Annotated in this window: 9 protein-coding genes; 2 read left to right on the top strand and 7 right to left on the bottom strand. The window is 42.4% G+C overall.

The window, feature by feature from the left end; translation table 11 throughout:
* Positions 1-89: 89 nt before the first annotated feature.
* The 7 genes from VQ643_RS11930 to putP form a co-directional block, all read right to left on the bottom strand.
* The gene (locus VQ643_RS11930) at positions 90-629 is read right to left on the bottom strand and encodes a hypothetical protein (RefSeq protein ID WP_414200018.1); all 540 of its coding nucleotides are present in this window, start codon (positions 627-629) and stop codon (positions 90-92) included.
* A gap of 484 nt (positions 630-1113) precedes the next feature.
* Positions 1114-1581 carry an FAD/FMN-containing dehydrogenase gene (locus VQ643_RS11925; protein ID WP_414200017.1) on the bottom strand — a complete coding sequence of 156 codons (468 nt, stop codon included), beginning with the start codon at positions 1579-1581 and terminating at the stop codon, positions 1114-1116.
* Between the two features lie 48 nt (positions 1582-1629).
* Positions 1630-2730: a DUF1513 domain-containing protein gene (locus tag VQ643_RS11920; protein ID WP_414200016.1), complete on the bottom strand. Its 1101-nt coding sequence runs from the start codon at positions 2728-2730 to the stop codon at positions 1630-1632.
* Positions 2731-2733: 3 nt separating this feature from the next.
* The gene (locus VQ643_RS11915; protein ID WP_414200015.1) at positions 2734-3804 is read right to left on the bottom strand and encodes an imelysin family protein; all 1071 of its coding nucleotides are present in this window, start codon (positions 3802-3804) and stop codon (positions 2734-2736) included.
* Positions 3805-3815: 11 nt separating this feature from the next.
* A complete protein-coding gene (locus VQ643_RS11910) occupies positions 3816-5228 on the bottom strand; it encodes a di-heme oxidoredictase family protein (RefSeq protein ID WP_414200014.1) in 1413 nt (470 codons plus the stop codon).
* A 67-nt stretch (positions 5229-5295) separates the two neighbouring features.
* Entirely contained in the window at positions 5296-6663 is a 1368-nt protein-coding gene (locus tag VQ643_RS11905; protein WP_414200013.1) for an imelysin family protein, read from the bottom strand.
* A 152-nt stretch (positions 6664-6815) separates the two neighbouring features.
* Positions 6816-8342, bottom strand: a complete 1527-nt coding sequence (gene putP / locus VQ643_RS11900) for a sodium/proline symporter PutP (protein WP_414200012.1) — start codon at positions 8340-8342, stop codon at positions 6816-6818.
* Between the two features lie 498 nt (positions 8343-8840).
* Between putP and VQ643_RS11895 the strand changes: the two genes are divergently transcribed.
* Positions 8841-9020 (top strand): hypothetical protein, encoded by a 180-nt coding sequence (locus VQ643_RS11895; RefSeq protein WP_414200011.1) that lies wholly within the window; start codon positions 8841-8843, stop codon positions 9018-9020.
* Positions 9013-10431, top strand: a complete 1419-nt coding sequence (locus VQ643_RS11890; RefSeq protein ID WP_414200010.1) for an amidase — start codon at positions 9013-9015, stop codon at positions 10429-10431. The genes VQ643_RS11895 and VQ643_RS11890 overlap by 8 nt, the downstream gene beginning before the upstream one ends.
* The last annotated feature ends 33 nt before the right edge of the window (positions 10432-10464 follow it).

Below are 10464 nucleotides of genomic sequence, written 5' to 3'. Positions count from 1 at the left end.
AATTACAACATATCAAATTAACTTAAAGAGCAAATTAAATATCTAATAGCCATTAGTATCTTAGCAACCTAATGGCTATTACAATCTAATTACTTCACTTCAACTTTAACATCATAATCATATATTCTAACAACTACTGGTTTGCCTTCAGCTTTAACAAATTTCAAACGTAACTTTGTTGCTGTTTTAGCTGGTAATGTAACATCCGTTTGAGGTGAATCTAGGTAAGCCACAAAGTCATCAGCATCTAGCATATAAAGATTGCTTTGCTGGTGAAGATTAGTTAGTCGAATCACTGTATCAGATGTATTTTTTACTGCTAAAGTTACGGCAAAAGTGCTGCTATCAACTTCCTCAACAGAAAGTACTTTAATTGCACTATATTTTGCTAGATTTTCTTTATCGTAAATAATCAAGGCGCCATCTACACTCGTGCCTGACTTTCGTCCCTCATCAATTCCTTCACTCGCGCCGGCTAAAGCGTCTTTTCCTGCGGCAGTCACGCTAGAGGTAAAGCTTTTTACGGTATCTCGTATCGAGCTTTTTTCCTCATCCGCAGCTAGCACATTAGATGCGGCCAATATAAGAGCACAAGCAAGTACTGTTTTTTTCATAATAAAGAATTCCATGAGAGTTGTTTCCTTCACACCATAACCAATGCATAAAAAAATACTAGGCATTTATATCAACTTTTCAAATCGCTGTTTTTCCTTTAATAGTAGTAGTAAGTTATGAAGCTTAGGTGTAGTCCAATTGCACATACTTATATCTGACAACAAAGCATCTACAAGACTCTCGATGCTATCCTAGGGCGCTATTGTTTTAGACAACAGGAACACCCTATTTTACCCTTAAATACACTTCAGATTTAAATAATTTTCTTTTGATTTTGCGCGCTAATTAGCAGTCTCTCTTCTATTAAGACAGCTCTTCCTATGTTGTTTTCTGTCCTATAGGGCGTAGGGTTGAGCGGCCTCGTCATTCTGCTTAGGCTTCAACGTTGTAGCAACGTTTAGCCTGATGATTGAGGCATCAAAGCTAAGTTCAGCCTATACTAGATTGCACCACCTTGCCCAATTGATTGGATATTGCATTTAGCGTTTTAACGCACCTTTATTTAAACGCATCTAACGCAACAGATAACGCTTTAGCATCAGAAAATAGTTTTTCTTGCACAACTACGCCCTGCTGCAGTTCTAACCAGTAGATAACGGTTGCATCTGATCGCGTATATTGCGAAACAATAGCACCATCGAGGTCCAGCATAACGCGGTAGTTATATTTGCGCATGGCAGGCAAAGCAAAGATTTTGCTAATCATTTTTGGCATACGTGAAACATCGGCTACAAAAATAGCATTTTTTTGCTCAAGGTAATGCTTAGGTTTATCGGCCAAGGCTTGCTGAACCAGTTTCGCTTGATCCATATTACGCGCTATTAAAAGCAGTTGAGTTTTAGCATTTAATCTATAACCATGATCAAATTGGTCTTTTAACAACCAAGGCGTTAAACGCTCCCCGACTTCAACAGCCTGAGCCAAGATTGGCAGAAATAATGCGCATAAAATAACTATTTTTCTCATTGGATATTCCTTAAAAATTAAGGGCTAAGTTAGCCCTTAATTTATACTTTATGCAAAGTTTGCATGATTATCCCACAGTCCTGCTGGTAACTCTAAAACTCGCATCTGAGGCTTAGCTTGAGTGCAATCATAAGTGCGGCAGCGCCCCACTCCTGAGGTTGCAACAAAGCCTTTTTCAGTAGCTGCAATGCCCGCGCAGTCTAGCATTTTGGCATTCAAACGGGTTTCACCTGAGTCTAAATCCCAAATAAAGAAGCGATTACCTCGTGGTGCTGACATGGCCACCAAGCGTAAATCACTATGAATAGCAACACTTGCAGCATACTGGTTCATGACACTGCGTTGTTCTTCTGTTATAGGGAAAGGCACAAAAGGCTGACTTGGTCGTTTGATCGCCACCAAAGGCACCTTGTCACGCTTATCGCCCTCGTATTGTTGCACAGCAATGATAGTACCGTCTTTGGCAATAGCTAGGTGACGAATACTGTTCATCTGGTCTGCTAAAAACTCTTTGCTAATGAGTTCGCCGGAGCGCTTCATCAGCACAAGACTAGGTTCCATGTTATTTAAATTTAACATCTCACGGCTGTCTGCTTCAGTGCGAATACCGCCATTGGCAATGACAATGCTTTCACCGTCAGGCATCCATAATAATTGATGAACACCAATACCATGGGTAGAGAGTTCCTTAACTCTCACAAACTGACGTTCTTGCCATTGCCAAACCCCCAAAACACCTCGACCAGGATCGCTAGTGTCATTTTCCGTGGTATAGGCTAGCTGCCCTTCTTTATGAATAATGGCGTGTCCTTGAAAGTGTCGCTGCTTGGGAGTACGCAGCGTTTGTAACACTTGCCCTGTCTGCAAATCAACCAAATAGCTTTCAGTTGATGGACGGCGTCCCACATATAGCGCAACGCTATCATGTGGATGAGAAATAACATCGTGACAACGTTCTGCCACTTGCGTTTCAAAGCGCTTAGAACCATCTAAATGATAAGCAACGACATAGTGATTGCCTTGCCTGTCATCTCTGGCTGACAACAATAGTGGCTGTTTTTTACCCTTATGCCATACCCAAGCACTCGTACTTACTGCACCTAACGCCGCTAACCCTGCAGTTAGCGTGAGGAAACTACGTCGCTTCATTAATCAATCGCCATCATTTGCATTAAAACCTAACTGCACACCTAGCACTTGAGCCACTTCACGCTCATGTAAACGGTGCAGTGCATCAAAACTTTTATAGAGCTTTTCAAGATCAGCTGCCTGTGATTTATCGACAACCAGCTCAGTCAGTGGTTTATCGAATCCAGCAAGATTTGCCAATGCATCCGCATAAGCCTTATCAATGGTCTCAGCTACTTTAGGATCTTGCTCGGCTACTAGTTTTCGAATACCTGTGTCATTAACGCCCTGCCAAACTTTCTGAGCGCTTTCAATTGTAGATTGCATATTCTTTAAGGATAAGCCACTGCGCCAGCCTTCAGCTTGAAAAGGTACGGGCGTAGGTTGCTTTAGTTGCCGCCCCATAGGCGCACCTAGTTTTTTCTTCAATGTATCAATAGCTGTAACCTGAGCTTGTAACATGATGGTTATAGCTTCTAATGGCTCAGCAAACTGCTCATTGGGATAGTGGCTTAAATCCGTTAGGATGCCACCTTGAGTGCTCCAGGTATCGTAAACTTTTTTCGACAATATTTCTTGATGCGTACCAATTGTAGTTAATAAACGGCAGTATTTAGTTTTTTCTGCAGCATTATTAAAGTCGATATCCTTGTCATACAGTAAGTACTCGTAAGCCGATAACCCTTGTACAACCACACTGGCTTTTTCTAAGTCCGCCTGTGTTAGTTCTGGTTTACGATTCATTAATTGCTTAACTTGACGCGCAACGAGGTTTTTCTTATCTGGCCAGAATTGCACTTGCCAGGCACGATTATTTTCAGCAATAGCGCCAATCATTAAAGGCTGAATAGCCTCCCAAGACTGTTGTGCACCTTCATATACCTGACGTGCCATTGCGAGGTCTTGCTTACCATCACAGAACGCTTGCGCACTGGCGGCCAAATTACGGTTGTTATGCCACCATTGCATATAGCTGGCTTGGTATACCTTTTCCCCTAAAGCTTGCGTTACTTGTTGTTGAGGATCCACTTTCTCTGCTTCTGAACAGGCTACAAGTGCTAGACAAGCAACCGCTAATAGCGATGGTTTTAACATACCACGGCTCCCTATAATGAATTTAAAAACGCAAGCAATGCTTCACGCTGTTCTTGATTAAAACCTAATACACGTTGCTTGGCTGTTTCAGCTTCACCGCCATGCCACAGCACCGCCTCAAGTAAATTACGCGCACGGCCATCATGCAAAAATTCGGTATGACCATGCACTATTTCAGTTAGCCCTATGCCCCATAACGGTGGTGTACGCCATTCGCTGCCAGTAGCTAAAAATTCTGGACGATTATCCGCCAAGCCTTCGCCCATGTCATGTAGCAACAAATCGGTATACGGATAGATTTTTTGCCCCGCCAACTCTGGCTCAGCTGCATCTTGGCGTGTTGTAAAACTAGGCGTATGACAATTAACGCACCCTGTTCGGCGAAAAAGTATAGCACCTTGAACGACCTTCTCATCCGTAAGATTTCTACGTGCTGGCACAGCTAAAGTTCGAGTAAAAAATAAAAGTTTCTGCTCGATATTGGCAATAATTTCTGGCTCCCCACCATTAGGCGCACTCGCACATTCAGTTTGCTTAGGCATACAGTTTGATTTTGGACGCAGCTCACTGGTTAGACCAAGATCTTGAATAAATGCATCTGCATTTTGTTCTCGCAAACTTGCTTTGCCCGCTTTCCAACCAAAACGCCCTAGCTGAACGGTTTGCGTTTCCTGATCCCAAACCCTATTGGCACGCCCAGTTATACCATCACCACGCTGATCATCAGGATTTTCTTGCGCGAGAATATCCGCCTCGGCAATAGCTTCTAACAATCCCAAACCAATCATTGGCCGCGCAAGACGCAACGAAAACTGAGTATCCGGATGCAGCGCGCCATAATTCAAAGCTTGTAGCTGAATATTAGGCTTACGTAGCTCAACAACAGTACCATCGTCAAAGCTCACGTTCTCATAACTATAATCAACACGAACCTTCCCTTCAGGAAGCACGCCTGGAATAGCCATATCTTGAAATTGAGTGCCGTAATTTGGCTCAGGTACAACACCTAAGTACTGCACTAACTCTTGATGTGCTGGCGTAGTTGCAGGAATTGATAAACGCAATAATGCCGATACGGCTGTTTTATTACCAATATCTGGCGCTTTTCCTCGGCCATTATTGACATGGCAACTACGACATGAGGTGGCATTATATAAAGGCCCTAAGCCATCGCGCGCAGTAGTGCTTGAAGGCGCAATAACCCAAGGGCTTTTAAAGAAATTATTACCAACGCTAAACTCTACTCGACGCTCAATGCTCATGTTTTTGGCCGGCTGAGTAAAAGCATGGCGCCCATCGACAAATGCGGTAGTTTTACCACCCGAATGATAATTGTCTGAATCTGCCTGCATGTGAGATGCAGCTTGGCTAGCTCCCGTGAGACTAACAAGAACTAAAAGCAGTTTTGATGATTGCTTAAACATGCATGCCTCAAAACGCAAAACAGCGTGCAAGCTCTAGGCTTGCACGCCGATATGAAACGAGCTGAGCTTAGAATTCGTGATCAGCTGTATCTGGATTTAACTCATTAATATTTAATGCAGCCGCCACTGACTCAATGCTACTGGTTTGATCAACTAGCGCTTTGATAGCTGTACGTACAATTTCATGACCCTTGGTATTTTCTGGATCAATCAACATATCGAACATCACATTATCTTTTTCAGCGCTGTCTACGATAGCCTGTAGAGCAGCTTGGGTTACCTCAAATTTCTCTTTCATAGCTTTGTCAGCTGCTGGATCCATGCTGTTAACTAGCTCAGATAAGCTTGGACCACTGACCAAGGTGCCATCAATACGCTTGTATTGTCCTAAATAGACATTTTTAATGCCTAAGCCATTGTAGAAATGTGAGTTATGTGTGTTATCACTAAAGCAGTCATGCTCATCTTCTGGAGAGAAGGCCTCAAGTGCTACTTTCATGCGCTCACCAGCGAGCTCTCCTAAGCTTAGGCTACCCATGCCAAAGAGCATTTTACGGATACCTGCCTCGCCTGATTCTTTGGTTAATTCAGCACGATAGTTATCAATAACTCCGGCTTTCCATTGCGCTGTCATTTCTTCTAAGTCAGTCACCAATAAATCAGTTACTGCTTTTAAGTACTGAACTCGACGATCACAGTTACCATTAGTACAGGCATCACCTTGCAGGTAATCCGTATAGCTACGTTCACCAGCACCTGGTCCCGTGCCATTTAAATCTTGTCCCCATAACAGGAACTCAATAGCGTGATAGCCTGTAGTGACGTTAGCTTCAATACCTGCTAACTCGTTTAGATCGGCTAAAAGCTCTGGTGTTAAGTTGCTAACATCAATGCTGTCTTCGCCTACTTGAATGGTTTTATTAGCAATAATGTTTGCTGTAGCGGCAGGGTTACCTGTTTCGCCTTCGTAATCATCTGCTACGTAGTCAATTAAGCCCTCATCTAACGGCCAAGCGTTTACCTGTCCTTCCCAATCATCAACAATGGTATTACCAAAGCGGAATACTTCTGTTTGCATGTAAGGAACACGTGCATCAACCCAAGCCTGCTTAGCGGCTGCTTGTGTTTCAGCTGTTGGGTTAGCCATAAACGCATCTATTGCTTTTTGCAGTTTTTTGGCACTGATAGTGGCATCTTCAAAAGTCGCATGGGCAATATCAGCATAATGATTGACCACAGCTTTAGCCTGTGCCTCAGTATAAGCTGAGATAACTTCTGGTGAGCTCTCTGCTTTAACTACAGCCGGTGCTGCCGGTGCACTTTGAGTTGGCGTATTTGAAGCAGAAACTGCTGTGTTATCTTTGTCATCTGAACATGCAGTCAAAGCGACTGCCATTGCCAAAATACTGGCACTTGCTAATTTAAAACCTGGCATCATTGAATCCTTTAGATGTAAATCAAACGGTGCAAATAGAGCTCTGCCAATAATGCGAAAGATTTTCATTTATTGCAAAGAAAATTTAGTAAATATTCTCATTACCAATAAAAAACGCCCTTTTTAGGGCGTTTTTACTCCAGTCACTATGCTTAAACTGCTTTAAACTCATTATCAGCTGCATCAAAGCGCTGCTGCATACTTTGACTAGGTTGCTTATCTAGCAAGCTGGCTATAACAATAGCGATAACAGCAAAGATAAAGCCCGGAATAATATTATAAATTGCAATTAATGTTTCCAACCATGGCATAGGAAAAAGTACATTAAGACGCGGTAAGCCTTCCTGCCAAAGCACTACCGTAATAGCCCCTACAACCATACCTGCTAAAGCACCATTACGCGTCATGCGCTTCCAAGTTACAGAGAGTAAAACAACGGGGCCAAAAGCAGCGCCAAAGCCAGCCCATGCATAAGAAACTAAAGACAGTACCTTGTTTTTAGGATCAGACGCCATATACAAGGCCAGCAAGGCAATCAGCAACACCATAATACGACCTACCCAGACCAGCTCTTTTTGCGAGGCTTTTTTACGTAAAAAAGCCTTATAAAAATCCTCTGTTATGGCGCTAGAGCAAACTAATAGCTGGCAACTTAAGGTACTCATCACGGCAGCTAATACAGCAGCCAAAATAATACCTGCAACCCAAGGATTAAAAAGTATTTTAGCCAGTTCAATAAATACGCGCTCATGGTCTTCGTTTACAGGCGCTGCCAATTCAGGATGCTCAACGAAATACGGATAACCTAAAAAGCCAACAGCAACTGCGCCACCTAAGCATAAAATCATCCAGGCCATTCCAATACGGCGTGCGGCTGGAATCGTTTTAACTGAGTCTGCCGCCATAAAACGCACCAGAATATGTGGCTGACCTAAATAGCCAAGCCCCCACCCTAGAAGCGACACAATGCCAAGAAAAGTCATTCCTTCAAACATATCTAAATGTGTAGGGGAATGTACTTTGATGGTTGCAAGTGTTGTACTGGCATCACCTAAGGCTAAAATAATGAAAATCGGTGTAATTAATAGTGCAAAAATCATTAGGGTAGCCTGTACTGTATCCGTCCAGCTAACTGCTAAAAAACCACCAATAAATACATAGAAAATGGTTGCCAATGTGCCAAGCCAAAGCGCTGTGGCATATTCAAAACCAAAGGTGCTTTCAAATAATAAAGCAGCTGCTTTAGCACCAGAGGCACAATAGAGCGCAAAGAAAAATAAAATAACCGTAGCTGAAACTATGCGTAGAATTTTCTGTTTATCTTCAAAACGATGCGTAAAATAGTCAGGTAACGTCAGTGCATTATTGCAATGTTCAGTATGAACGCGCAGACGTCCTGCCACAAACAGCCAGTTAAGCCAGGCACCTATGATTAAACCAATCGCAATCCACGCCTTAGAAAGACCTGCAAGATAAATAGCCCCAGGCAACCCCATTAGTAGCCAGCCACTCATATCTGAAGCACCCGCTGACAATGCCGTAACCACACTGCCTAAACTGCGGCCGCCTAAAATGTAATCAGAAAAGTTTTTGGTTGACCGCCAAGCCCAGAAGCCAATAAAAATCATCGCGGCTATATACACCAAGAATGTCACTAACATAGGTGTAGACATATTCATACCTGTCCTCATTTTTGTCATGCACTGACAAAAGCGTTTAACTCACGCCTTCATAGACTGCAAAAGCCGTACAGATTAACGCGAAATGAGGTTTTTTTATAGTGCTGATTCACCTCAAGCAATCTCAAAAACAAGCAAACGCGGTGCTTAATAAGGCTATTATTTATCACCATCATTAATTACAAACCATGATTGATCTATTATTAGAATATATAAGTAATTTTATTAGGCTCTATAAAGTTATACTTTTAGTGATTATCCCAAAGTAGAATAACCTACTAATAACCTTAAATAAAGTAAGCGTAATTGAGTGTAAAAAATACCTGCAAAGCCTTTAAACAAAAGGGTTAATACTTAAGTACGAAACTCTACAGTCATTTATAGATTGACTATCAATATTATTATATTTAAGTTTCCTTCGTGGCTGGTAAGACAACTTTAAAAACAAGTGTTAATGCCACTCAAAATTATTCTAAAAACAACAACGGAGTAAACCAAGTGGAGTTTTCTGCTAAAGAACTATTATCGCAAAAAAATATTGTGATGAATCCTCGCACTGCTGATGAAACAGAGTCTCGCTGGACTGCTATTAAGCAAATGCGCAAAGAAGTGCAAAGCCAAAAATTGGCTGATGCCGATATTAGCCTAACCAATACCGCAGGAGGTGATCATGTCTAATCAAGATTTATTATCGCTACCTGTTAGTGAACTAGCTGAGCTAATTAAAAGCCGCAAAGTAAGCTCCTTGGAGTTAACGAAATTAGTGTTAGCACAAGCGCAGCGCTTAAACCCTAGCATTAATGCTTATGTTTCCTTTCGAGAAGAAAAAGCTTTAGCTGAAGCTAAAGCCATGGATGCAGAAATAGCTGCGGGTAACTACCGCGGGCCGCTACATGGTATTCCTATGGGTATCAAAGACAATATTTACGTTGGCAGTGAAGTAACCACAATGGCCTCTAAGTTTCATAAGGACTTTGTATCTCAAGACGATGCCAGTGTTATTGCTAAACTTAAAGAAGCCGGTGCAGTACTCATTGGTAAACTAAACATGCACGAATATGCATGGGGTATTACCAATAACAGCCCACATTTTGGTGCGGTTAAAAACCCTTGGAATCTGGAAAAAATCCCTGGGGGATCAAGCGGCGGCTCAGGTGCTGCAGTAGCCGCTGGTATGTCTCCTATTACATTAGGCACAGATACCGCTGGCTCTATCCGTATTCCCTCTTCTGCTTGCGGCTTAGTGGGTTTAAAACCAACCCATGGTTTAGTGGCTAAATATGGTTGTTTTCCTTTAGCATGGAGCCTTGATCATATTGGTCCTATGGCACGTACGGTAAAAGATGCCGCTATTATGCTACAAGCCATTGCTGGCCATGATCCACGTGATCCTACCTCCAAAAAAGTGGCTAGCGTTGATTATGTTGCTAATTTAAGCGCGGATATCAAGGGTAAAGTCATTGGTATTGAAGAAGACTACTTCTTTAAAGATGTCGACGCGCCTATTGAAAAACTTGTACGCGCACAGATTGCTGAATTAGAAGCCAATGGCGCTATTATCAAAAAAGTTTCTATTCCAGCGCTAAAAAACGCAGAATACATTGAACTTATCACCAGCTTAAGTGAAGCATCAACCATTCACCATGAGCAAATGAAGAAAGACCCTAACGGCTTTGGTGATGATATTCGTATGCTGTTTGAATTAGGTGAACTACCAACCGCCGTTGATTACCTACAAGCGCAGCAATTACGTCGTGAACTCAAGCAGCAATTTAGTGCTATTTTTGACGAAGTAGATGTGCTTATTGCGCCAACCTTACCTGTCTTACCCAACGACATTGGCAGCCCAACAGCCCAGTTAAATGGTAAAGAGGTTGATCTACTCAATCACATTATTCGCTTTACAGGTCCGAACAACCTAACAGGCTTACCTTCTTTAACTATTCCTGTAGGCTTAGTAAAGGGTCTGCCTGTTGGCATGCAAATTGTTGGCCCTGCTTTCAACGAAAGCAAAGTTTTCAATATTGCAGCCGCTGTAGAAAAACAAACTCAGTTTGACTACACAGCACCTGTTGCTATGAACGCCTAAACGAAAAAGCCCTTCTTGACAAGAGAAGGGCTT

Origin of the sequence: Pseudomonas sp. F1_0610 (genome assembly GCF_047470865.1) — a bacterium.
Taxonomy (GTDB): domain Bacteria; phylum Pseudomonadota; class Gammaproteobacteria; order Pseudomonadales; family Pseudomonadaceae; genus JAZDRH01.
Note: the sequence above shows the minus strand (reverse complement) of the source record. Positions and strands in the feature narration are given on the sequence as shown.

Coding starts and splice junctions, on each gene's coding strand:
- VQ643_RS11930 (WP_414200018.1), bottom strand. CDS start 629: ATGGAATTCTTTATTATGAAAAAAACAGTACTTGCTTGTGCTCTTATA.
- VQ643_RS11925 (WP_414200017.1), bottom strand. CDS start 1,581: ATGAGAAAAATAGTTATTTTATGCGCATTATTTCTGCCAATCTTGGCT.
- VQ643_RS11920 (WP_414200016.1), bottom strand. CDS start 2,730: ATGAAGCGACGTAGTTTCCTCACGCTAACTGCAGGGTTAGCGGCGTTA.
- VQ643_RS11915 (WP_414200015.1), bottom strand. CDS start 3,804: ATGTTAAAACCATCGCTATTAGCGGTTGCTTGTCTAGCACTTGTAGCC.
- VQ643_RS11910 (WP_414200014.1), bottom strand. CDS start 5,228: ATGTTTAAGCAATCATCAAAACTGCTTTTAGTTCTTGTTAGTCTCACG.
- VQ643_RS11905 (WP_414200013.1), bottom strand. CDS start 6,663: ATGCCAGGTTTTAAATTAGCAAGTGCCAGTATTTTGGCAATGGCAGTC.
- putP (WP_414200012.1), bottom strand. CDS start 8,342: ATGAATATGTCTACACCTATGTTAGTGACATTCTTGGTGTATATAGCC.
- VQ643_RS11890 (WP_414200010.1), top strand. CDS start 9,013: ATGTCTAATCAAGATTTATTATCGCTACCTGTTAGTGAACTAGCTGAG.